The organism is Burkholderia sp. MSMB1835 (assembly GCF_001526365.1).
Lineage (GTDB): Bacteria > Pseudomonadota > Gammaproteobacteria > Burkholderiales > Burkholderiaceae > Burkholderia.
The window spans coordinates 192,501-215,672 of record NZ_LOYP01000025.1 but is presented as its reverse complement, the minus strand read 5'-3'; the positions used below and the strand labels follow the sequence as shown (position 1 = coordinate 215,672).

General features: G+C 66.1%; 23 protein-coding genes and 1 pseudogene. 11 read left to right on the top strand and 13 right to left on the bottom strand.

Annotated elements, in window-relative coordinates:
• Positions 1-114 precede the first annotated feature (114 nt).
• The 3 genes from thrC to WS96_RS11610 are packed head-to-tail and all read right to left on the bottom strand — an operon-like array spanning position 115 to position 4,198.
• Positions 115-1,566, bottom strand: a complete 1,452-nt coding sequence (thrC, locus tag WS96_RS11620) for a threonine synthase (RefSeq protein ID WP_059832631.1) — start codon at positions 1,564-1,566, stop codon at positions 115-117.
• Positions 1,567-1,576: 10 nt separating this feature from the next.
• Positions 1,577-2,905: a homoserine dehydrogenase gene (locus WS96_RS11615; RefSeq protein ID WP_059832629.1), complete on the bottom strand. Its 1,329-nt coding sequence runs from the start codon at positions 2,903-2,905 to the stop codon at positions 1,577-1,579.
• Positions 2,906-2,959: 54 nt separating this feature from the next.
• Complete coding sequence (locus tag WS96_RS11610) at positions 2,960-4,198, bottom strand: pyridoxal phosphate-dependent aminotransferase (protein WP_034207477.1); 1,239 nt, start codon at positions 4,196-4,198, stop codon at positions 2,960-2,962.
• A 315-nt stretch (positions 4,199-4,513) separates the two neighbouring features.
• Between WS96_RS11610 and WS96_RS11605 the strand changes: the two genes are divergently transcribed.
• The 9 genes from WS96_RS11605 (at position 4,514) to WS96_RS11565 (ending at position 12,882) form a co-directional block, all read left to right on the top strand.
• Entirely contained in the window at positions 4,514-4,888 is a 375-nt protein-coding gene (locus WS96_RS11605) for an Mth938-like domain-containing protein (protein WP_012328660.1), read from the top strand.
• Positions 4,889-5,011: 123 nt separating this feature from the next.
• Entirely contained in the window at positions 5,012-6,688 is a 1,677-nt protein-coding gene (locus WS96_RS11600; RefSeq protein ID WP_059832627.1) for a glycosyltransferase family 39 protein, read from the top strand.
• A 13-nt stretch (positions 6,689-6,701) separates the two neighbouring features.
• Positions 6,702-7,073: an EamA family transporter gene (locus WS96_RS11595; protein ID WP_014896865.1), complete on the top strand. Its 372-nt coding sequence runs from the start codon at positions 6,702-6,704 to the stop codon at positions 7,071-7,073.
• A 130-nt stretch (positions 7,074-7,203) separates the two neighbouring features.
• Positions 7,204-8,355, top strand: coding sequence for a DegT/DnrJ/EryC1/StrS family aminotransferase (locus WS96_RS11590; protein WP_034207479.1), 1,152 nt, complete (start codon positions 7,204-7,206; stop codon positions 8,353-8,355).
• 6 nt (positions 8,356-8,361) lie between these two features.
• Positions 8,362-9,399, top strand: a complete 1,038-nt coding sequence (locus WS96_RS11585) for a glycosyltransferase (protein ID WP_059824840.1) — start codon at positions 8,362-8,364, stop codon at positions 9,397-9,399.
• Positions 9,396-10,343 carry a formyltransferase gene (locus WS96_RS11580; protein WP_059832625.1) on the top strand — a complete coding sequence of 316 codons (948 nt, stop codon included), beginning with the start codon at positions 9,396-9,398 and terminating at the stop codon, positions 10,341-10,343. Before WS96_RS11585 ends, WS96_RS11580 begins: the two co-directional genes overlap by 4 nt.
• Positions 10,340-11,395: a bifunctional UDP-4-keto-pentose/UDP-xylose synthase gene (locus tag WS96_RS11575; protein ID WP_006478632.1), complete on the top strand. Its 1,056-nt coding sequence runs from the start codon at positions 10,340-10,342 to the stop codon at positions 11,393-11,395. The genes WS96_RS11580 and WS96_RS11575 overlap by 4 nt, the downstream gene beginning before the upstream one ends.
• Positions 11,396-11,408: 13 nt before the next feature.
• Positions 11,409-12,305 carry a polysaccharide deacetylase family protein gene (locus tag WS96_RS11570; protein WP_059504999.1) on the top strand — a complete coding sequence of 299 codons (897 nt, stop codon included), beginning with the start codon at positions 11,409-11,411 and terminating at the stop codon, positions 12,303-12,305.
• Between the two features lie 115 nt (positions 12,306-12,420).
• Positions 12,421-12,882 (top strand): peroxiredoxin, encoded by a 462-nt coding sequence (locus WS96_RS11565; RefSeq protein WP_034207483.1) that lies wholly within the window; start codon positions 12,421-12,423, stop codon positions 12,880-12,882.
• Positions 12,883-13,080: 198 nt separating this feature from the next.
• On the opposite strand, the pseudogene WS96_RS34780 reads toward WS96_RS11565, so the two are convergent.
• Positions 13,081-13,322: pseudogene (locus tag WS96_RS34780) on the bottom strand (hypothetical protein); the annotation flags it as partial.
• Between WS96_RS34780 and WS96_RS11560 the strand changes: the two are divergent.
• Positions 13,218-15,020 carry a PhoH family protein gene (locus tag WS96_RS11560; protein ID WP_059832623.1) on the top strand — a complete coding sequence of 601 codons (1,803 nt, stop codon included), beginning with the start codon at positions 13,218-13,220 and terminating at the stop codon, positions 15,018-15,020. The pseudogene WS96_RS34780 and the gene WS96_RS11560 overlap by 105 nt on opposite strands.
• A 236-nt stretch (positions 15,021-15,256) precedes the next feature.
• Positions 15,257-16,342, top strand: a complete 1,086-nt coding sequence (locus WS96_RS11555) for a C40 family peptidase (RefSeq protein ID WP_059832621.1) — start codon at positions 15,257-15,259, stop codon at positions 16,340-16,342.
• Between the two features lie 151 nt (positions 16,343-16,493).
• Here the strand turns inward: WS96_RS11555 and WS96_RS11550 are convergent, their stop codons facing one another.
• From WS96_RS11550 to WS96_RS11510, 9 genes are all read right to left on the bottom strand, one after another.
• Positions 16,494-17,504 carry an inorganic phosphate transporter gene (locus tag WS96_RS11550; protein WP_059505011.1) on the bottom strand — a complete coding sequence of 337 codons (1,011 nt, stop codon included), beginning with the start codon at positions 17,502-17,504 and terminating at the stop codon, positions 16,494-16,496.
• Between the two features lie 10 nt (positions 17,505-17,514).
• A complete protein-coding gene (locus WS96_RS11545) occupies positions 17,515-18,141 on the bottom strand; it encodes a DUF47 domain-containing protein (RefSeq protein ID WP_006478627.1) in 627 nt (208 codons plus the stop codon).
• A 138-nt stretch (positions 18,142-18,279) separates the two neighbouring features.
• Positions 18,280-19,662, bottom strand: a complete 1,383-nt coding sequence (locus WS96_RS11540) for a replicative DNA helicase (RefSeq protein WP_034207487.1) — start codon at positions 19,660-19,662, stop codon at positions 18,280-18,282.
• Between the two features lie 140 nt (positions 19,663-19,802).
• Positions 19,803-20,255: a 50S ribosomal protein L9 gene (gene rplI, locus WS96_RS11535; protein WP_027784634.1), complete on the bottom strand. Its 453-nt coding sequence runs from the start codon at positions 20,253-20,255 to the stop codon at positions 19,803-19,805.
• Positions 20,256-20,282: 27 nt separating this feature from the next.
• Positions 20,283-20,558, bottom strand: a complete 276-nt coding sequence (gene rpsR, locus WS96_RS11530) for a 30S ribosomal protein S18 (protein ID WP_006486248.1) — start codon at positions 20,556-20,558, stop codon at positions 20,283-20,285.
• 4 nt (positions 20,559-20,562) lie between these two features.
• The gene (gene priB / locus WS96_RS11525) at positions 20,563-20,862 is read right to left on the bottom strand and encodes a primosomal replication protein N (RefSeq protein ID WP_011885023.1); all 300 of its coding nucleotides are present in this window, start codon (positions 20,860-20,862) and stop codon (positions 20,563-20,565) included.
• Between the two features lie 40 nt (positions 20,863-20,902).
• Entirely contained in the window at positions 20,903-21,277 is a 375-nt protein-coding gene (gene rpsF / locus WS96_RS11520) for a 30S ribosomal protein S6 (RefSeq protein WP_027784636.1), read from the bottom strand.
• Positions 21,278-21,540: 263 nt separating this feature from the next.
• Positions 21,541-22,455: an anti-sigma factor family protein gene (locus tag WS96_RS11515; RefSeq protein ID WP_059832619.1), complete on the bottom strand. Its 915-nt coding sequence runs from the start codon at positions 22,453-22,455 to the stop codon at positions 21,541-21,543.
• Positions 22,445-23,086: an RNA polymerase sigma factor gene (locus WS96_RS11510; RefSeq protein ID WP_059832617.1), complete on the bottom strand. Its 642-nt coding sequence runs from the start codon at positions 23,084-23,086 to the stop codon at positions 22,445-22,447. Before WS96_RS11510 ends, WS96_RS11515 begins: the two co-directional genes overlap by 11 nt.
• Between the last annotated feature and the right edge of the window lie 86 nt (positions 23,087-23,172).

The following is a 23,172-nucleotide window of genomic DNA, read 5'->3' as shown; positions in this document are numbered from 1 at the left end:
GTTTCGCGCCACCTGCGATGCCGCGGGCCAAACGAAACGGCCGGAACCCGATCCGTTCGACGAATCGGCATTCCGGCCGTCCTGCACGACCGGGCCCGCAGGCCCGGCCGCGCGTCATGCGCCCGTATGGGCGGCGATGAAGTCCTTCACCTGCTGCGCATCGGCCTTCACGACCTCGAAGCGCTGCGGCAACGCCTCGAGCCCGTCGAATGCGGCCGGCCGCTCGGCTTCGCGATCGAGCGCTTCGCGGATCGTCTCGCCGAACTTGATCGGCTGCGCCGTCTCGAGCACGACCATCGGCACGCCGGCCTCCAGATGCTCGCGCGCGACCTTCACGCCGTCGGCCGTATGCGTATCGATCATCGTGTCGTAACGCGAGAACACGTCGCGAATCGTCGCGATACGGTCGGCGTGGCTGCTGCGGCCCGACACGAAGCCGAACTGCGCCACGCGCGCGAAATCGCCGCTCGCCGCGAGATCGAACCCGCCCTTCTCCTCGACGTCGCGGAACAGCTGCATCACGCGGGCCGGGTCGCGGCCGAGCAGGTCGAACACGAAGCGCTCGAAGTTGGATGCCTTCGAGATGTCCATGCTTGGGCTGCTCGTGTGATAGGTGTTCTCGGCGCTGCGCACGCGATACGCGCCGGTGCGGAAGAACTCGTCGAGCACGTCGTTCTCGTTGGTCGCGACCACCAGCTTCGCGATCGGCAGCCCCATCATCCGCGCGATGTGGCCCGCGCAGACGTTGCCGAAATTGCCCGACGGCACCGTAAACGACACGCGCTCGTCGTTGGACCGCGTCGCCGCGAAGTAGCCCTTGAAGTAGTACACGACCTGCGCGACGACACGCGCCCAGTTGATCGAGTTGACCGTGCCGATCTTCTGCCGCGCCTTGAACGCATGATCGTTCGACACGGCCTTCACGATGTCCTGGCAATCGTCGAACACGCCTTCGACCGCGAGGTTGAAGATGTTCGGATCCTGCAGGCTGAACATCTGCGCCGTCTGGAACGCGCTCATCTTCTTGTGCGGCGACAGCATGAACACACGCACGCCGGCCTTGCCGCGCATCGCGTATTCGGCCGCGCTGCCGGTGTCGCCCGACGTCGCGCCGAGGATGTTCAGCGTTTCGCCGTGCTTCGCGAGCGTGTACTCGAACAGGTTGCCGAGCAACTGCATCGCCATGTCCTTGAACGCGAGCGTCGGGCCGTTCGACAGTTCGAGCAGCGACAGCGCCGCACCGTTCTCGGTGCCGAGCGTCTTCAGCGGCGTGATGTCGGACGCGTTCTCGCCGTGGCGCGTGTTGCTGTACACGGCGGCCGTATACGTGCGCCGCGTGATCGCGCGCAGGTCGTCGGCCGACACGTCGTCGCAGAACTTCGACAGAATCTCGAATGCGAGGTCCGCGTACGGCAGCGTGCGCCAGCGCGCGAGCTCGTCGGCGGAGACCTTCGGGTATTCGGCCGGCAGATAGAGCCCGCCGTCCTTCGCGAGACCGCCGAGCAGGATGTCGGAGAACGTGTGGCGCTCGCCGATGCCGGCGCCGCGCGTGGAGATGTAGTTCATGTCGTCAGCCTCAGTTCAGCGCTTCCATGCGCAGCTTCGTCACCTTCGACACGACGGTCGCGAGGCTCTCGATTTGTGCGATCGCCGCATTGACGTTCTTCTCGACCGTTTCGTGCGTGATCAGGATGATGTCGGTTTCGCCGTTCGCGCCGTCGATCTGCTCCGATTCCTTCTGCAGCAGCGCGTCGATCGAGATGCCCGACTCGGCGAGGATGCGCGTGATGGCGGCGAGCACGCCGGTCTGGTCGGCGACGCGCAGGCGCAGGTAGTAGCCGCTCGTCACTTCCTCGATCGGCAAAATCGGCGTGTTCGACAGGCTGTCCGGCTGGAACGCGAGGTGCGGCACGCGATGCTCGGGATCGGCCGTATGCAGGCGCGTGACGTCGACGAGATCCGCGACCACGGCCGACGCAGTCGGCTCCGCGCCCGCACCCTTGCCGTAGTACAGCGTCGTGCCGACCGCATCGCCATGCACGACGACCGCGTTCATCGCGCCCTCGACGTTCGCGAGCAGGCGCTTTTCCGGGATCAGCGTCGGGTGCACGCGCAGCTCGATGCCGTTCGCGGCGCGGCGCGCGATGCCGAGCAGCTTGATCCGGTAGCCGAGCTCCTCCGCGTAGCGGATGTCGGTCGCGTCGAGCTTGCTGATGCCTTCGACGTATGCGCGGTCGAACTGCACCGGCACGCCGAACGCGATCGCGCTCATGATCGTCGCCTTGTGCGCGGCGTCGACGCCTTCGATGTCGAAGGTCGGATCGGCTTCCGCGTAGCCGAGTTCCTGCGCGGCCTTCAGCGCGGTCGCGAAGTCGAGCCCGCGGTCGCGCATTTCCGACAGGATGTAGTTCGTCGTGCCGTTGATGATGCCGGCGATGTACTGGATGCGGTTCGCGGTCAGGCCTTCGCGCAGCGCCTTGATGATCGGGATGCCGCCGGCGACGGCCGCCTCGAACGCGACCATCACGCCTTGCTCGCGCGCGGCTTCGAAGATCTCGGTGCCGTGCACCGCGAGCAGCGCCTTGTTCGCCGTCACGACGTGCTTGCCGTTCGCGATCGCGCGCAGCACGAGTTCGCGCGCGGTGCCCGTGCCGCCGATCATCTCGGCGACGATCGCGATCGACGGATCGTCGACGACCGCGTTGAAATCGTCGGTGATCTGCGCGGTGCCGGCGTGAGCGCCGAGCGCGGCCTGCGCCTTGGCCGGGTTGCGCACGGCGATGCGCGCGACCTCGATGCCGCGCCCCGCGCGTCGTTTGATTTCTTCCTGGTTGCGGTGCAACACCGTGAAGGTGCCGCTGCCGACGGTGCCGAAGCCCAACAGGCCAACTTTGATCGGTTCCATGCTGCGTGTGATCGATGAGTAAGAAGTAGTGAGTTCCGTGCGGCCTCTGCCCGTTCAGACCGAATGGCGCTTGCGGTAGCCGTCGAGAAAGCGTGCGATCCGATTGATCGAATCGGCCAGGTCGTCGAGGTTCGGCAGGAAGACCACGCGGAAGTGGTCCGGCGTCGCCCAGTTGAAACCCGTGCCCTGCACGAGCAGCACGCGCTCCTCGAGCAGCAGGTCGAGAATGAACTGCTGGTCGTTCTGGATCGGGTAGAGCTTCGGGTCGAGGCGCGGAAACATGTACAGCGCGGCCTGCGGCTTCACGCAGGTCACGCCCGGGATCGACGTGAGCATGTCGTACGCGAGTTCGCGCTGCTTGTACAGGCGCCCGCTCGGCACGATCAGCTCGTTGATGCTCTGGTAGCCGCCGAGCGCCGTCTGGATCGCGAACTGGCCGGGCACGTTCGCGCACAGGCGCATCGACGACAGGATGCCGAGCCCCTCGAGGTAGTCCTTCGCGCGCCGGCGGTTGTCGCCGCCGAGGCCCGACACGGCCATCCAGCCCGCGCGATAGCCGCACGACCGATAGCTCTTCGACAGACTGTTGAACGTGACGGTGATCACGTCCTCCGACAGCGCACCCAGCGCGGTGTGCTCGAGGCCGTCGTAGACGATCTTGTCGTAGACCTCGTCGGCGAACACGATCAGCCCGTGCTGACGCGCGATCTCGAGCAACTCGAGCAGCAATTCGTCGGAATAAAGCGCGCCGGTCGGATTGTTCGGGTTGATCACGACGATCGCCTTCGTGTTCGGCGTGATCTTGCTGCGGATGTCGTCGAGATCGGGCATCCACGCGTTCTGCTCGTCGCACACGTAGTGCACGGGCGTGCCGCCCGACAGGCTCACGGCCGCCGTCCACAGCGGGTAGTCGGGCGCGGGCAGCAGCACTTCGTCGCCGTCGTTCAGCAGCGCCTGGGTCGCCATCACGATCAGCTCGGACGCGCCGTTGCCGATGTAGATGTCGTCGAGGCCGACGCCGACGACGCCCTTTTCCTGCGTGTAGTGCATCACGGCCTTGCGCGCCGAGAATACGCCCTTCGAATCCGAATAGCCGGACGACGCCGGCAGGTTGCGGATCATGTCCTGGATGATCTCGTCCGGCGCGTCGAACCCGAACGGCGCGAGGTTGCCGATGTTCAGCTTGATGATGCGGTGGCCTTCTTCCTCGAGGCGCTTCGCGTGCTCGAGCACCGGGCCACGGATGTCGTAGCAGACGTTGAGCAGCTTGTTCGACTTCTGAATCGGTTTCACGACGACACGGTTCCTGGGTTGGCCTTGCGGCCGGGGGGACGGGATCAAAACTGGAAAGCGGCCGGTCTGTGCGCGCTGTCTAGGCTGGGAAAAAGCGGCGGTCGGACGCAGCTTGTGGCGGCGCACGACGCAAGTGGCGCCCGCAGGCGACCAAAAAGTTATAATTTAGCGGATTTTGGCCGACTTTCGCAATGCACCATAGCCGCGCCGGGCCCGCGCCGTCGGGCGTCCGCGCGTGCCCGAGGGCGCGAAACCGGCCAGCCGGGCCGTACGGCCCCGCCAACCCATTCCCCTACGGAACCGCGGAATACCGATTTGAAACTGCACCAGGACACGAGCGGCGCGCTCAATACCGTCACCGGCTACGGCCCCGATTATGTCGACGTCAACCTCGAACGCCATGAAACGAGCGTCATCGTGCTGCCCGGCGCGCCGGTCCAGGCCTGGCCCGTGTCGTCGTTCGACGCGCTCGCGCCCGAGCATTTCGCGATGCTGCTCGACCCGACGCCCGAGCTCGTGATCTTCGGCAGCGGCGCGCGGCTGCGCTTCCCGCACCCGCGGCTCGTCGCGGCGCTCACCGCGAAGCGGATCGGCGTCGAGACGATGGATTTCCAGGCCGCCTGCCGCACCTACAACATCCTGATGGCCGAGGGCCGCAAAGTCGCCGCCGCGCTCTTAATTGAACGTTAACCCCCGATGCGGTAAAAATCGGGCCGGCACAGCGGGTCGATCCCCGGATCGCCCCGGCCAGGCCGCCCGGCCCCGGCGCATCCGCCGGCGGCCCGTCACAACAACCAAACAGGCTGAAAACCCATGAACGATACGCCGTCGAGGCTACCGCTCAATCGCATCACGCTCGTCCTCCTGCTCGTCGCGCTCGCGATCGTCTGGTTCGCGCCGCTCGGGCTGCGCCACCTGATCCCGAGCGACGAAGGCCGCTATGCGGAAATGGCGCGCGAGATGTTCGTCACCGGCGACTGGATCACGCCGCGCTACAACGGCTACAAGTACTTCGAGAAGCCGCCGCTGCAAACCTGGCTGAACGCGCTGACGTTCGCGTGGTTCGGCATCGGCGAATGGCAGGCGCGTCTGTATACCGCGGTGGCGAGCTTCGCCGGCGTGCTGCTCGTCGGCTACACCGGCGCGCGCCTGTTCAACCCGCTGTCGGGCTTCCTCGCGGCCGTCGTGCTCGCCAGCTCGCCGTACTGGAACCTGATGGGCCACTTCAACGCGCTCGACATGGGGCTCGCGTTCTGGATGGCGCTGTCGCTCTGCTCGCTGCTGCTCGCGCAACGGCCCGGGCTGCGCCCGGCCGCGGTGCGCGGCTGGATGTGGGCGTGCTGGGCCGCGATGGCGTTCGCGGTGCTGTCCAAGGGCCTCGTCGGCCTGATCCTGCCCGGCGCCGTGCTCGTGCTGTATACGCTGATCGCGCGCGACTGGGCGTTGTGGAAGCGCCTGTACCTGGTCAGCGGCCTCGTGATCTTCTTCGCGATCGTCCTGCCGTGGTTCGTGCTCGTCCAGCAGCGCAACCCCGAATTCTTCAACTTCTTCTTCATCGTCCAGCAGTTCCGCCGGTACCTGACCCCGGAACAGAACCGCCCGGGCCCGCTGTACTACTTCGTGCCGGTGCTGCTGGTCGGCTTCCTGCCGTGGCTGTCGGTCGCCTGGCAGAGCATCCGTCATGCGCTGCGCATGCCGCGCCAGCCGAACGGCTTCTCGCCGATGCTCGTGCTGCTGATCTGGAGCGCGTTCATCTTCCTGTTCTTCAGCGCGTCGCATTCGAAGCTGATCTCGTACGTGCTGCCGGTCGCGCCGGCGCTCGCGCTGATCATCGGCGCGTACCTGCCGCTGATGACGGCCGAGCGCTTCCGTCGCCATCTGCTCGGCTACCTCGTGTTCTTCGTCGCCGCGGCGTTCGGGATCATCTTCCTCGCTTACCAGGGCGACGCCCGCACGCCGAACGCGCTGTATCGCGCCTTCCAGATGTGGCTGTACGCCGGTCTCGCGGTCTCGGCCGCGCTGACGCTCGCGGCCGCGTGGCTGAACCGCCGCGCGGGCGTGGCCGCCGCGCTCGCCGCATTCGGCGCCGCGTGGCTCGCGTTCGGCACGATCGGCGGCACCGGACACGACGAGTTCGGCCGCTACAGCTCGGGCGCGCTGCTCGCGCCGGCCGTGCGCGCCGAACTGGCGAAACTGCCGCCCGACACGCCGTTCTACTCGGTCGAGATGCTCGATCACACGTTCCCGTTCTACATGGGCCACACGACGATCATGGTGCAGCGCCAGGACGAGCTCGCGTTCGGGATCTCGGTCGAGCCGAACAAGTGGATCCCGACCGTCGGCGAATGGATCGCGCGCTGGAAGCAGGACACCCATGCGCTCGCGATCATGGCGCCCGGCCAGTACGACGCGCTGGTCAAGGAAGGCGTGCCGATGCGCGTGATCGCGCGCGACAACCGCCGCGTGATCGTCGAGAAACCGCAATCGTAAGGACGCCCGCCGCATGAATCCCGTTTCGTTCGTCTGCATCATCACCGGCGTGATGCTCAACGCCTGTGCGCAACTTCTGCTGAAAGCCGGCGTCAACGCCGTTGGACACTTCGAATTCAGCCGTGCGAACATCATCCCGGTCGGGCTCAAGATCGCGACCCAGTTGCCGATCATCGGCGGTCTCGGCTGCTACGTGCTGAGCGTCGTCGTGTGGATCCTCGGGCTGTCGCGGGTCGACGTGTCGATCGCGTACCCGATGCTGTCGCTCGGCTACGTCGTCAACGCGTTCGCGGCGTGGTACCTGTTCGGCGAGGTGTTGTCGGTCCAGCGGCTCGTCGGCATCGGCATCATCCTGATCGGCGTGCTCGTGCTGGCGCGCAGCTGAACACGGCCCGCCGCGTTAAGCGTCCGCCTACAAAAAATCACGGTGCGAATCCGCCAACCGGTGTTTAATGCCGGTTTCGGCCGGATCGCCCGACCCTTTTATTACACGCCATTACAGGCCAAACGCGTTCATGAGCCAGACTACTGCTCCGTTTCTGCCGTTCACCCGCCCCGAGATCGATGAGGAAACCATCCAGGGCGTCGTCGACGTGCTGCGCTCGGGCTGGATCACCACCGGCCCGCAGTGCCAGAAATTCGAGGCCGCGCTGTCCGAGTACTGCGGCGGCCGTCCGGTCCGCGCATTCAATTCGGGCACCTGCACGCTCGAGATCGGCCTGCGCATCGCGGGCGTCGGCCCCGGCGACGAGGTGATCACGACGCCTGCGTCGTGGGTCTCGACCAGCAACGTGATCATCGAAACGGGCGCGACGCCCGTGTTCGCCGACATCGATCCCGTCACGCGCAACATCGACCTCGACAAGCTCGAACAGGCGATCACGCCGCGCACGAAGGCGATCATCCCCGTGTTCCTGTCCGGCCTGCCGGTCGACATGGACCGCCTGTACGCGATCGCCCGCGCGCACAAGCTGCGCGTGATCGAGGACGCCGCGCAGGCGTTCGGCTCGACGTGGCGCGGCAAGCGCATCGGCGCGATCGGCGACATCGTGTCGTTCAGCTTCCACGCGAACAAGAACCTGACGACGATCGAAGGCGGCGCGCTCGTGCTGAACGACGAGGACGAAGCCGTGCTCGCGCAGAAGTACCGGTTGCAGGGCATCACGCGCACCGGCTTCGACGGGATGGACTGCGACGTGCTCGGCGGCAAGTACAACCTGACCGACGTGGCCGCGCGCGTCGGCCTCGGCCAGTTGCCGCACATCGAGCGCTTCACCGCGCAGCGCCGCGCCCTCGCCCGTGCGTATTTCGCCGCGTTCGACGGCGGCGCGGCCGTGAAGCTCGGCGTCGGCCTGCCGGTCGCCGAATTCGAGAACGGCAACTGGCACATGTTCCTGGTCACGCTGCCGCTCGAGCGGCTGTCGATCTCGCGCGCCGAGTTCATGGCGCAGATGAAGGAACGCGGCATCGGCACGGGCATCCACTACCCGGCGATCCATCTTTTCACGCTGTACCGTGCGCGCGGTTTCAAGGAGGGCATGTTCCCCCACGCCGAGCGGTACGGCGCGTCGACCGTCACGCTGCCGCTGTTTACGCAGATGACGGAAGGCGACGTGCGTCGCGTGGTCGACGCCGTCAATCAGATTTGCGAACAATACGGAAAATAAGCGTACATGAGTCACCTTGAAGCACGCGCCGGGCATTCGGGCGCCGCGCACCTGGACGCCGGCCGGCCCGAAGTATCGGTCATCATCCCCGTGTACAACGAGGAAGACGGCCTCGCCGCGCTGTTCGCGCGGCTGTATCCGGCGCTCGACGCACTCGACGCGTCGTACGAAGTGATCCTGATCAACGACGGCAGCCGCGACCGCTCGGCCGCGATGCTCGCCGACCAGTTCCACGTGCGCCCCGACACGACGCGCGTGGTGCTGCTCAACGGCAACTACGGCCAGCACATGGCGATCCTCGCCGGCTTCGCGCAATCGCGCGGCGAGATCGTCGTCACGCTCGACGCCGACCTGCAGAATCCGCCCGAGGAAATCGGCAAGCTGATCGCGAAGATGCGCGAGGGCCACGACTACGTCGGCTCGATCCGCAAGCAGCGCCAGGACAGCCTGTGGCGACGCAAGGCGTCGCAGATGATGAACCGGCTGCGCGAGCGCATCACGCGCATCAAGATGACCGACCAGGGCTGCATGCTGCGCGCGTACAGCCGCCGCATCATCGACACGATCAACGTGTGCGGCGAAGTCAACACGTTCATCCCCGCCCTTGCGTACACGTTCGCGCAGAACCCGACCGAAATCGAGGTCGCGCACGAGGAACGCTTCGCGGGCGAATCGAAGTATTCGCTGTACAGCCTGATCCGGCTGAACTTCGACCTGGTGACGGGCTTCTCGGTCGTGCCGTTGCAGTGGCTGTCGTTCATCGGCGTGATCCTGTCGCTCGGCTCCGCCGCGCTGTTCGTGCTGCTGCTCGTGCGCCGCTTCATCGTCGGCGCGGAAGTGCAAGGCGTGTTCACGCTGTTCGCGATCACGTTCTTCCTGCTCGGCGTGATCATCTTCGCGCTCGGCCTGCTCGGCGAATACGTCGGCCGCATCTACCAGCAGGTGCGCGCGCGGCCGCGCTACCTGATCCAGGCCGTGCTCGAGCAGCACGACGGCGTGCCGCCGGTGCCGGCCGCCGCACACCGCCCGGGAGCCGCGCAATGAAGCCGCGCGCGGTCGTCTTCGCGTATCACAACGTCGGCGTGCGGTGCCTGCAGGTGCTGCTCGCGCGCGGCGTCGACGTCGCGCTGGTCGTCACGCACGAGGACAATCCGAACGAGAACATCTGGTTCGGCAGCGTCGCGTCCGTCGCGGCCGAACACGGCATTCCGGTCGTCACGCCGGCCGATCCCGCCGATCCGGCGCTGCGCCGCGCGGTGTCCGATGCGCAGCCCGATTTCATCTTCTCGTTCTACTATCGGCACATGCTGCCGGTGGACCTGCTCGCGATCGCGCCGCGCGGTGCATACAACATGCATGGTTCGCTGCTGCCGAAATACCGGGGTCGGGTACCGACCAACTGGGCCGTGCTGAACGGCGAGACCGAAACCGGCGCGACGCTGCACGAGATGGCCGCCAAGCCCGACGCGGGCGCGATCCTCGCGCAGACCGCGGTGCCGATCCTGCCGGACGATACGGCCGCGCAGGTATTCGACAAGGTGACGGTGGCCGCCGAGCAGACGCTGTGGCGCGTGCTGCCCGCGCTGCTCGCGGGCGAGGCGCCGCACCTGCCGAACGATCTCGCGACCGGCAGCTACTACGGCGGACGCAATCCCGAGGACGGCCGCGTCGACTGGTCGAAACCGGCCGCGCAGGTCTACAACCTGGTGCGCGCGGTCGCCCCCCCGTATCCGGGCGCATTCACGGACGTCGGCGGTGCGCGCTTCGTGATCGCGCGCGCGCGCCTCGCGGCGCCCGGCAGCCCGGCGGCGGCGGCCGCGGCAGATTTGCCGCCCGGCCTGCACGTAAGCGATAATGCGCTATTCGGCGTCTGCGGCGACAGCCGCGCCCTATCCATTCTCGAGCTGTGGCAGCAGCGCGACGGCGGCGAAACCGTCGTGACGCCCGCGGAATTCGCGCAGTTCATTCATTCTTCCCGTCATTCATGAAAGCAAAAAAAGTCCTGATCCTGGGTGTGAACGGCTTCATCGGCCATCACCTGTCGAAGCGCATTCTTGAAACCACCGATTGGGAAGTGTTCGGCATGGACATGCAGACCGACCGGCTGGGCGACCTCGTCAACCACGAGCGGATGCATTTCTTCGAAGGCGACATCACGATCAACAAGGAGTGGGTCGAGTATCACGTGAAGAAGTGCGACGTGATCCTGCCGCTCGTCGCGATCGCGACGCCCGCGACCTACGTGCAGCAGCCGCTGCGCGTGTTCGAGCTCGACTTCGAGGCGAACCTGCCGATCGTGCGTTCGGCCGTCAAGTACGGCAAGCACCTCGTGTTCCCGTCGACCTCCGAGGTCTACGGCATGTGCTCGGACGAGCAGTTCGACCCGGACGCGTCGGCGCTCACCTACGGCCCGATCAACAAGCCGCGCTGGATCTACGCATGCTCGAAGCAGCTGATGGACCGCGTGATCTGGGGCTACGGGATGGAAGGCCTGAACTTCACGCTGTTCCGTCCGTTCAACTGGATCGGCCCGGGCCTCGACTCGATCTACACGCCGAAGGAAGGCAGCTCGCGCGTGGTCACGCAGTTCCTCGGCCACATCGTGCGCGGCGAGAACATCAGCCTCGTCGACGGCGGCTCGCAGAAGCGCGCGTTCACCGATATCGGCGACGGCATCAGCGCGCTGATGAAGATCATCGAGAACAAGGGCGGCGTCGCGTCGGGCAAGATCTACAACATCGGGAATCCGAAGAACAACTTCTCGGTTCGCGAACTCGCGCACAAGATGCTCGAACTGGCCGCGGAATTCCCCGAGTACGCCGATTCGGCCAAGCAGGTGAAGCTCGTCGAAACGACGTCCGGCGCCTACTACGGCAACGGCTACCAGGACGTGCAGAACCGCGTGCCGAAGATCGACAACACGATGCAGGAGCTCGGCTGGGCGCCGCAGGCGACGTTCGACGACGCGCTGCGCAACATCTTCGAAGCGTATCGCGGCCACGTCGCCGACGCGCGCGCGCTCGTCGAACAGCAAGGCTGATCGGGACGCTCGCTTGGCTCGTATCGTCCTCAAGATCGACGTCGACACGCTGCGCGGCACGCGCGAAGGCGTGCCGAACCTCGCGCGCATCTTCGATCGCTTCAATGCGCGCGCGACCTTCCTCTTCAGCCTCGGCCCCGATCACACGGGCTGGGCGCTGCGGCGCGTGTTCCGCCCGGGCTTCCTGAAGAAGGTGTCGCGCACGTCGGTGGTCGAACACTACGGCGTGAAGCAGCTGATGTACGGCGTGCTGCTGCCCGGCCCCGACATCGGTCGCCGCGCGATCGCCGACATGCGTGCGATTCACGAGGCCGGCTTCGAATGCGGGATCCACACGTGGGATCACGTCTACTGGCAGGACAACGTGCGCGTACGCGATCGCGACTGGACCGCGCGTGAAATGCAGAAAAGTCACGCGCGCTTCGTCGAGATCTTCGGCGCGCCGCCCGTCACGCACGGCGCGGCGGGCTGGCAGATGAACGACGCCGCGTTCGAGCAGATCGACGCGTGGGGGATGCGCTACGCGTCCGACGGTCGCGGCCACTCGCCGTACCTGCCCGTGGTCGGCGGCCGCACGCTGTCGCACGTGCAGATGCCGACCACGCTGCCGACGCTCGACGAAGTGCTCGGCGTCGACGGCGTCGACACGCACAACGTCGCCGCGCACCTCCTCAAGTTCACCGAAACCAATCCGCACGACCAGGTGTTCACGCTGCATGCGGAGCTGGAAGGCCAGAAGCTCGCGCCCGTATTCGAGCAACTGCTCGCCGGCTGGCGTGCGCAAGGCCACACGTTCGCGACGATGGGCGACTACCATGCGACGCTGGACCGCGACTCGCTGCCATCGTACCCTGTCGCGTGGGGCGAAATCCCCGGCCGCTCCGGTGAACTGATCGTCCAGCCCGACTGAGTTCGCGCGCGCCGGCGTCGCCGCCCTTGCGAAGCGCTGCCGCGCCGCCCCGCCGAACCGCGCCGCCGAACCGCGCCGCCGCAGCGGCGCTCTTCCATAACAACAGGAGAAACACGTGTCCGTCGAAGTTGACCGTCAAGTTCCCGATTTCACCGCACCGGCCACGGGCGGCGACATTTCGCTGTCCGACCTGAAGGGCAAGAAGCTCGTGCTGTACTTCTATCCGAAGGACAACACGCCGGGCTGCACGACCGAAGGGCTGCAGTTCCGCGATCTCTATCCGAAGTTCAAGAAGGCCGGTGCGGAAGTCATCGGCGTGTCGCGCGACAGCCTGCGCTCGCATGACAATTTCAAGGCCAAGCTCGAGCTGCCGTTCCCGCTGATCTCCGATGCCGACGAAGCGCTGTGCGCGTTGTTCGATGTCATCAAGATGAAGAAAATGTATGGCAAGGAAGTGCGCGGAATCGAGCGCTCGACGTTCCTGATCGACGCCGACGGCGTGCTTCGCCAGGCATGGCGCGGCATCAAGGTACCGGGTCACGTGGACGACGTGCTAAAGGCTGTACAAGCGCTTTGAGGCGCGTTATATTGGGCCGCAATGAATGCCAGTTCGCCCCATATTTCTCGTAGCTGCGCCGGTGCCCGTTGCAATGCTTGCCGGCACCTGACGCGCATCACGACGGCATCAGCCGAGCCGCATGTCCCTGTCGACGGGGCAGCGGCTTTTTTTATGGAACGCGCGCCGGCCCTCCCCGGTCCGGCCCTTACCGCATCGAGGAGCTGATCGACACTTAGGCGAACCGGCTAGACGAAATTCCTGTGCGCCACCGCGCGCAAACTGCATGCGTCTACGTCACGCAGGATGCGATCAGCGGCGCACTTCATGCGACACGATTCCTCCCGAGGGACACCATGCCTTTGCCTACTCCCCCCAGCAAGCTCGGCAGCCTGCTGCCGCCCGACGAATACAAGGCGAAAGCGCGGCCCGCGAAAGCCGCGAAGAAATCCGCCGAAGGGGACGCATCCACAGCCGGTGACTATGGTTCGGCCAGCGTGGCCCCACCGATGATCGAAGCCGCGAACACGGCCGCGCCGTTGCGCGCCGTCGCGTCTTCGGTGTCCGGCGCCGCGAGCGCACCCGCGCGCGGCCGCAAGACCAAGCAGACGGCCGCCCTGCTGCAGCCGCTGCCGGCGCCCGTCGAGCCCGCGGCGCCGGTCGTCGCACGCAACGACAAACCGGCCGCCGGCAAACCGGCGGCCACGCCCGCGCGCGACGCCGGCGCCGCGACGAAGTCGCGCGGCCGCAAACCCGCCGAAGCCGAACAGCAGAAACTGTTCGTGCTCGACACCAACGTGCTGATGCACGACCCGAGCAGCCTCTTCCGCTTCGAGGAACACGACGTCTATCTGCCGATGATGACGCTCGAGGAACTCGACAACCACAAGAAGGGGATGTCCGAAGTCGCGCGCAATGCACGTCAGGTCAGCCGCACGCTCGACGCGCTCGTCGCCGACGGCGGCCCGATCTCGGCCGGCATTCCGCTGTCGCGCCTCGGCAGCCGCGACGCGCTCGGCCGCCTGTACTTCCAGACGAAGCTCGCCGACATCGCGCCCGTCGAAGGCCTGCCCGAAGGCAAGGCCGACAACCAGATCCTCGGCGTCGTGCGCGCGCTGCAGCGCGACCGCCCCGATCGCCAGGTCGTGCTGGTGTCGAAAGACATCAACATGCGGATCAAGGCGCACGCGCTCGGCCTGCCCGCGGAAGACTACTTCAACGACCAGGTGCTCGAGGATTCGGATCTCCTGTACAACGGCGTGCGCGAGCTGCCGCAGGACTTCTGGACCAAGCACGCGAAGGGCATGGAGAGCTGGCAGGACACGAAGACGGGCACCACGTACTACCGCGTGACGGGCCCGCTCGTCGCGTCGATGCTCGTCAACGAGTTCGTCTATCTGGAGCCGCAGAACGGCGAGCCGACGTTCCACGCGATCGTCCGCGAGCTGAACGGCAAGACGGCGCTGCTGCAGACGCTGCGCGACTACAGCCACCACAAGAACAACGTGTGGGGCATCACCGCGCGCAACCGCGAGCAGAACTTCGCGCTGAACCTGCTGATGAACCCCGAGATCGACTTCGTCACGCTGCTCGGCCAGGCCGGCACCGGCAAGACGCTCGTCGCGCTCGCGGCCGGCCTCGCGCAGGTGCTCGACGACAAGCGCTACAACGAGATCATCGTGACGCGCGCGACCGTGCCCGTCGGCGAGGACATCGGTTTCCTGCCCGGCACCGAGGAAGAGAAGATGCAGCCGTGGATGGGCGCATTCGACGACAACCTCGAAGTGCTGCAGAAGACCGACGACGCGGCCGGCGAATGGGGCCGTGCCGCGACGCAGGAGCTGATCCGTTCGCGCCTCAAAGTGAAGAGCATGAACTTCATGCGCGGCCGCACGTTCGTCGACAAGTACCTGATCATCGACGAGGCGCAGAACCTGACGCCGAAGCAGATGAAGACGCTCGTCACGCGCGCGGGCCCCGGCACGAAGATCGTCTGCCTCGGCAACATCGCGCAGATCGACACACCTTACCTGACCGAAGGCAGTTCGGGCCTGACCTACGTCGTCGACCGCTTCAAGGGCTGGGGCCACAGCGGCCACGTGACCCTCGCGCGCGGCGAACGCTCGCGACTCGCCGACTACGCGTCGGACATTCTGTAACGCGCGAGCCGGCCGATCGGCCGGCTGTCGACGCCACGCGGCGCTCCGTTTCCGGAGCGCCGTTTTTATTTGGGGTCGAAGACATAAGTAACGCTTCGTCACGCAAGCATGCAGTTTACGCGCGAAACTTCAAGTAAATTCTCAAGAATGGTTGCTTAAGCCCCGCCGGTGCGTCTACCATCGGGTCTGTCTGTTGTCATACGATTCGCGAGCGCGCCGCGCTCGCCCGCCTTGCCATGCTTCGAATCTGGGTTCCCGTCGCCGTCGTCTCCCTGCTTGCGGCCTGTTCCAGCGTGCCGCCGCAGTCGGCATCGCGTTCCGCTTCGGGCATGAAGATCACGACGCCGCGTGCATTCCCGGCGCCCGCCAATTTCCCGAAATTCGTCGACCACAGCGTCGGTCAGGAAGAAATCTCGATCCAGGCGATGAGCCTCGTCGGCATCCCGTATCGCTGGGGCGGCAACACGCCGGCGAGCGGCTTCGACTGCAGCGGGCTCGTCCGCTACGTGATCGGCCGTGCTGCAGACGTGAACCTGCCGCGCACGACCGCCGACATGAGCAGCCGCGGCGTGTCGATCGAACCCGATGAAATCGCGCCGGGCGACCTGATCTTCTTCAATACGACCGGGCGGCCGCATTCGCACGTCGGTATCTATGTCGGCAAGCTGCGCTTCGTCAACGCGCCGTCGACGGGCGGCACCGTACGGCTCGACTACCTGACGAACCCCTACTGGGCGAAGCGCTTCGACGGCATTCGCCGCGTCGCGCCGCCGCGCTCGGCGCCGACGCCGTTCGATGCACCGACCTACGAAGCCAAGCGCGACGAGCCGCGCAATGCGCCGGCGGTCGCAGCCGCTCCCGTGGTCGTGACGGCTGCCGCCGCACCGCGGCAGCCCGCGTATGCGCCGCCGCAAGCGAGAGCGACGCAGGCGTCGGCCACCCCGACCACGCCGGTCGCGACGGCCGCCGCAGTTGCACCGGCAGCGTCGGTCGCCGATCCGTACGAACCGCCGCCGCCGCGGATGCTGGCGGCGCAGCAGCAAGCCACGTCGGCGAATGACGCGATGCCCGCGATGACGGCCAATGCCGCACCGGCCACCCCGGCGGAAGTCGGCACGCAGATCCCAACGACCGCGCTGACGGCTGCCCAGGCCGCCGCCTTCGATGCCGAGCCGCCGCCCGCGACCGCGTCGACGCCCCCACGCGGTATCGAGCCCGCGCCCGTGCAAGTGTGGCGCGCATCGACGCAATCCGCGCCCATCAGCCCGCGCACCGGTACGGCAGACGATCCGATCGCGCGGTTTGCGAACGGCAGTTATTGAGCGATTGCCCGAATCCGCCCGTCAACGACGTTGGCGGCATCTGCCGCCCCTCCCGCCTCGTCGCCGCTCTCTTGCCCCAGCCTCCAAAAGAAAATGCGCCGCAGCCTTTCGGCTTGCGGCGCATTTCATGTCGATCCGGCCGTGTCGGCGCTCAGAAGATCTGGCGTCCGAGCCACCACCCGCCGGCTGCAAACAGCGCGGCCGCCGGCAGCGTCAGCACCCACGCCCACACGATGTTGCCGGCGACGCCCCAGCGCACGGCCGACAGCTTCTGCGTCGCGCCGACACCGACGATCGCGCCGGTGATCGTGTGCGTGGTCGACACCGGAATGCCGAGGAACGACGCGATGAACAGCGTGATCGCACCGCCGCTTTCCGCGCAGAAACCACCGACCGGCTTGAGCTTCGTGATCTTCTGGCCCATCGTGCGCACGATGCGCCAGCCGCCGAACAGCGTGCCGAGGCCCATCGACAGGTAGCACGCGCCGATCACCCAGGCCGGCGGCGCATCGGCGCTCGCCGATGCGTAACCGCTCGCGATCAGCAGCATCCAGATGATACCGATCGTCTTCTGTGCGTCGTTGCCGCCGTGACCGAGGCTGTACAGCCCGGCCGACAGCAGTTGCAGCCGGCGGAAGCGCCGGTCGACCTTGCTGGGCGCGGTACGGAAATACAGCCACGACACGCCGAGCATGAACAGCGAACCGAGGATGAAACCGAGCAGCGGCGAAATGAAGATGAACGCGATCGTCTTCAGCAGCCCGTCGATGTTCAGCGCGCTCCAGCCGGACTTCGCGAGCGCCGCGCCGACGAGACCGCCGATCAGCGCGTGCGACGAGCTCGACGGAATCCCGTAATACCACGTGATCACGTTCCAGCCGATCGCGCCGACCAGCGCGCCGAACACGACGTAATGGTCGACGATCTCCGGATCGATCGTGCCTTTACCGACGGTCTGCGCGACTTTCAGGTGGAAGATGAAGTACGCGATCACGTTGAACGCGGCCGCGAACACCACGGCCTGCTGGGGCTTCAGCACGCCGGTCGACACGACGGTGGCGATCGAGTTCGCCGCGTCGTGAAAGCCGTTCATGAAGTCGAATACGAGCGCGACGAGCACCAGCGTCGCGACCATCCATAGGGCGAGTTGTATCGAATGCATCGTGGTCCGCTCAGGCGTTTTCCAGCACGATGCCTTCGATGATGTTCGCGACGTCCTCGCACTTGTCGGTGATCTCCTCGAGCAGCTCGTAGATCGCCTTCAGCTTGATGAGCGTCTTCACGTCGTCTTCCTCGCGGAACAGCTTCGACATCGCCGCGCGCAGCACGCGATCGGCTTCCGACTCCCAGCGGTCGATTTCCTCGCACTGCTTGAGGATCTGTGCCGACTGCTTCATGTCGGACAGCAAGCCGACGGCCTGCTGCACGTGTTGCGCCGATTGCGTGACGATGTGCGCGAGCTGGCTCGCCTCGGACGTGACGGACTGCACGTCGTACAGCGACACGGCCGTCGCGACGTCCTCCATCAGGTCGAGGATGTCGTCCATCGTCGTGATCAGCTTGTGGATCTCGTCGCGATCGAGCGGCGTGATGAAGGTCTTGTGCAGCAGATCGATCGCCTCGTGCGTGAGCTTGTCGGCGGCCTTCTCGGCGATTTGCACGTTTTGCTTGTGAATCTCGGCGTCGGCGAGATTGTCGATCAGCAGTTCGAGCTCGCGGCCACCGGAAACGATGTGCTTCGCGTGCGCGTTGAAGAGTTCAAAGAACTTGCCCTCGGTGGGCATGAATCGACCGAACATGGGATTCCTGAGAGATTGTCAAACTACTGTCACGAAAACGGGCGACATTGTACCGTTTCCGGTCGCGACGCGACGTGCGCATATGCGCACGCCGGGATTGGATACAACATTTGGCGAAATAGGTGTTTACAACCGGCTTCACTCGCCGTAGAAGGTTTGCGCCCCGGCAAAGTTGTCGAACTTCGTGTATTGCCCCAGGAACGTGAGCCGAACGGGCCCGATCGGGCCGTTACGCTGCTTGCCGATGATGATTTCGGCCGTCCCCTTGTCAGGGCTGTCGGGATTGTAGACTTCATCGCGATAGATGAACAGGATCACGTCCGCATCCTGTTCGATTGCGCCCGATTCGCGCAAATCCGACATCACCGGACGCTTGTTCGGGCGCTGTTCGAGGCCGCGGTTCAGCTGCGACAGCGCGATCACCGGCACGTCGAGCTCCTTCGCGAGACTCTTCAACGAACGTGAAATCTCCGAGATTTCCGTCGCGCGGTTCTCGCCCTGCGACGAACCCGACATCAGCTGCAGGTAGTCGACGATGATCAGGCCGAGCTTGCCGCACTGGCGTGCGAGACGCCGCGCGCGCGAGCGCAATTCCATCGGGTTCAGGCCGCCCGTCTCGTCGATGAAGAGCTGCGCCTCGCTCATCTTCTGCACCGCGTGCGTCAGTTTCGGCCAGTCCTCGTCCGTCAGGCGGCCGGTTCGCATCCGGTGCTGGTCGAGCCGGCCGATCGAGCCGAGCATACGCATCACGAGCTGGGTGCCCGGCATTTCCATCGAGAACACCGCGACCGGCAACCCGTACTCGACCGCGACGTATTCGCCGATGTTCATCGAAAATGCGGTCTTACCCATCGACGGTCTTCCGGCCACGATGATCAGTTCACCGCCGTGCATCCCGGACGTCATCCGGTCGAGGTCGACGAAGCCCGTCGGCGTGCCGGTGACGTCGCTCGGATTCGCGGTGTGGTACAGCGTGTCGATGCGCTCGACCACCTGCGTGAGCAGCGGGCCGATCTCGAGGAAGCCCTGGTTGCCGCGCGCGCCCTCTTCGGCGATCGAGAACACCTTCGATTCGGCTTCGTCGAGCAGCTGGCGGACTTCCTTGCCCTGCGGATTGAAGGCGTCGGCCGAGATTTCGTCGGCGACCGACACCAGCCGGCGCAGCACCGCGCGGTCGCGCACGATTTCCGCGTAGCGGCGGATGTTCGCCGCGCTCGGCGTGTTCTGCGCGAGGGCGTTCAGATACGCGAGCCCGCCGACGTCGTCGGCCTTGCCGGACGTGGTCAGCGCTTCGTACACGGTCACGACGTCGGCCGGGCGCGTCGCCGCGATCAGCCGGCCGATGTGCTCGTAGATGATCCGGTGGTCGTAGCGGTAGAAGTCGCCCTGCGACAGGAAATCGGCAATCCGGTCCCATGCCGCGTTGTCGAGCAACAGGCCGCCGAGCACCGACTGCTCGGCTTCGACCGAATGCGGCGGGACTTTCAGCGATTCGATTTGAGGATCTTGCGGCGCGTTCATGGGTTGGGATTATCGCGAATAGATGGCGGCAGCGCTACCACCGCTTGCCGGCGAGCGGGCAATAAAAAAGGCAGGCCCCGGTTGCCCGGGCGCCTGCCCTTGTCCGGACGGCGGAAGCCGCCCGGCAAGCTTGCATACGCTTACGCGTGGTCGCCGATCACGTTGATCGTGACGTCGACGACGACGTCCGTGTGCAGCGCGACCTGGACGTTGTGCTCGCCGATCATCTTCAGCGGGCCTTCCGGCATGCGCACTTGCAGCTTTTCGACTTCGTAGCCTGCCTTCTTCAGCAGTTCCGCGACGTCGCCGTTCGTGACCGAGCCGAACAGACGGCCGTCGACGCCCGACTTCTGCGTGATTTCGAACGTCTGGCCGTTCAGCTTCTCGCCGACTGCCTGCGATGCCGCCAGCTTTTCAGCGGCGATCTTTTCGAGTTCGGCGCGGCGCACTTCGAATTCGGCGATCGCTTCCTTCGTTGCACGGCGAGCCTTGCGGTTCGGGATCAGGAAGTTGCGAGCGTAACCGTCCTTGACCTTGACGATATCGCCGAGGTTACCCAGATTGGCGACTTTTTCCAACAGAATGATTTGCATTCGAATTCTCCTTATTGCGTCGCCTGATTACGCCTTGTGCTGATCGGTGTACGGCAGCAGCGCGAGGAAACGCGCACGCTTGATGGCCGTATCCAGCTGACGCTGATAGTGCGCCTTCGTACCCGTCAGACGAGCCGGCGTGATCTTGCCGTTTTCGCCGATGAAGTCCTTCAGCGTTTCCGTGTCCTTGTAGTCGATCTGCTCGACGCCGGCAGCCGTGAAACGGCAGAACTTCTTGCGCTTGAAGAGCGGGTTTTGTTGCTGACGACGCTTGTCGAATTTCTTACCAGTCGGGCGGGGCATGATTTCAGTCCTTTCCAATGTCCTGCAATGCTGTGATGTGAAACACCAAGGTTCTCGCGTTGCGGCTTTTCTTGGCCAGGAAGCCCGTGAACAGCGTTTCGACGCCCATTTCACGACTTTCCAGCTTGCCGCTCGCCTCACCGGCCGCCACCGCCTCGATCGTCATGTCGACCTGACGGGGAATGCCTGCTTCGACGACTTCCGTGCGGTGATGCAACGTGGCGCTTGCGATCGGAACACCTGCCGGCGTATATCGCACCGGTGCGCGTTCGACGACGCTCGCCGTCAATTGCAACCTGTTCACGTGAGTGGCGCGCTCCTTGATGGCTTAATGCGTGACGAACTTAAGCCTGCGCTTCGGCCGGCTGAGCTGCAGCCGCCTTCTTGGCTTCTTCGCGCTGAACTTCCTTCATCATCGGCGACGGGCCGGTTTCGGCCTTCTTCATCTTGACGATGAGGTGGCGCAGCACGGCGTCGTTGAACTTGAACGCGTGTTCGAGTTCGTCGAGCGTCGTCTGGTCGCACTCGATGTTCATGCAGACGTAGTGAGCCTTCGCGAGTTTCTCGATCATGTAGGCCAGTTGGCGACGGCCCCAGTCTTCGACACGGTGGATCTGGCCGCCGTGCGACGTGATCGTGGTCTTGTAACGCTCGATCATCGCGGGCACTTGCTCGCTTTGATCGGGGTGCACGATGAATACGATTTCGTAATGACGCATTACACACTCCTTGTGGATTGAAGCCACCCGGGCGTCTGAACCGGTGTGGCAAGTGAGAAGCCGAAGATTCTAACCCGGTTACGGGGCACACGCAACACCGATCAACGATTTCCGAGCGGATTCGGCCGTGTTTTCAAAGACTTGAAGGGGACCGGAAGGGCACCGGCGACAGAAGCGTCGCTGCGTGCGCCCATTCGCGAATCGGGGACGGAGCACTGGAGGCGGCTCCATCCTCGGGCTTCGGCCGGAGCTCCAGCCGGCAGTCACTCACTGCGCGCCCCGCCCAGGCGCGCGTCCAGCGCCGTCCTGAACGCGGCCAGCGCCGACGGCTCCGCGTCGGTCACGGCCCACCAGGTCATCCCGGCCGCGTCCCAGCGATCGAGCGCGTAGCCTTGCGACACGGTCGCATACGGCGCGTGCTCGCGCCCTTCTGCGGCCGGCCGCACGTAAACGTCGATCACGTGCTGCCGGTAGCGGTACACGAGCACCGCGACGCGGCGGCGCCCGACGTAGTCGAGCCGGCCGCCGGCCAGCGGGAAACCGCTCGCCGACAGATCCTCGACGGGCGGCGCATAGTCGAGCCGGCCGTTGAACCACGGCTTGACCGTATGCCGGTCCGTCGAGATCACGTCGATGTCGCGCGCCGACAGGCCCGCGCGCACGTGGCTCGACACCAGTTCGTCGACCGTCCGGTCGGTGTCGGCATGACGGGCGGACAGTGTCATCCCGGCCGCCGCGGCCAGCGCGACCAACAGCGCCACGCCCCAGCCGAGCCCGGGCAGCGCCGCGACGCGCGGCCCTGGGCCGGCAGTGGCCGGGCGGGCCGATACGCCGCGTCCGGCCGGCCACGCGAACCAGCGGCGCGCCCCCGCTCGCGGCCGCGACCCCGGCCGAGCCGCGCCGCCATCCGGCGCGGGTTCCGCCCGGCTTGATCCGCGCGCGCGTTCGTCGTCGCTGCCCGCCGCCGGCAGCCCCGCGAGAATGCTCGCGCGCAGCGCATCCGGCGCGCGGTGATAGTCGGCCTGCCGCACCGCATGCCCCAGCGCGACGATCCGCTCGCGTGCGCGCCGGCACGCGTCGCACCCTTCGACATGCTGCTGGACGCGCAACGCATCGGGCGCCGACAACTCGCGGTCGACGTCCGCGTCCAGCAATGCGCGCGCTTCGTTACAGTCCATCGATCGCCTCCGATGCGGTTCCGCCCGCCGACGCACGTCCCGGCGCGCTTTCGCGTGCCGGCGTCTGCGTGCCGGCCAGCAGCGCAGCAAGCCGGCGCCGGCCGCGCGCGAGCCGCGACATCACGGTGCCGACCGGCACGTCGGCGATCGCCGCGATCTCGCGGTAGCTCAAATCCTCCATCTCGCGCAGCACCAGCACCTCGCGGTATTCGGGCGGCAGCTTCGCGAGCGCCGCGTTCACGAGCCGCACGTTCTCGCCGCGCAGCAGCTGCGCGAGCGGATCTTCCGTCGCCGGCTGCCAGTCGTCGGGCACGTCGGTGTCGTCGAGCGTGTCGGGCAGCGCGACCTCGTGCGCGTGGGTGCGGCGGCGCCACTCGGTGTACCAGGTGTGGCGCACGATCGTCAGCAGCCACGGCCGCGCGTTGTCGCCGCGGCACGAGTCGACGAAGCGGAGCGCGCGCATGCACGCGTCCTGGACGACGTCGTCCGCGTCGCCCGCATTGCCGCTCAGCCAGCGCGCGAGGTTGTACGCGGCGTCGAGGTGCGGCAGCACCAGCGCGCGAAACCGCTCGCCGCGCGCGAGCGCGTCGTGCTCCGCCCGCTCGTCGATCGCCTGTCCGGCTTGCCCCACATGACCTCCCTGGTCCCGGCGGCCGAAGCCGCACCCGTCTCGCGTCCGAAGCCGCGCCCGATCTCGCGCCCGGCGCCCGGACAGAC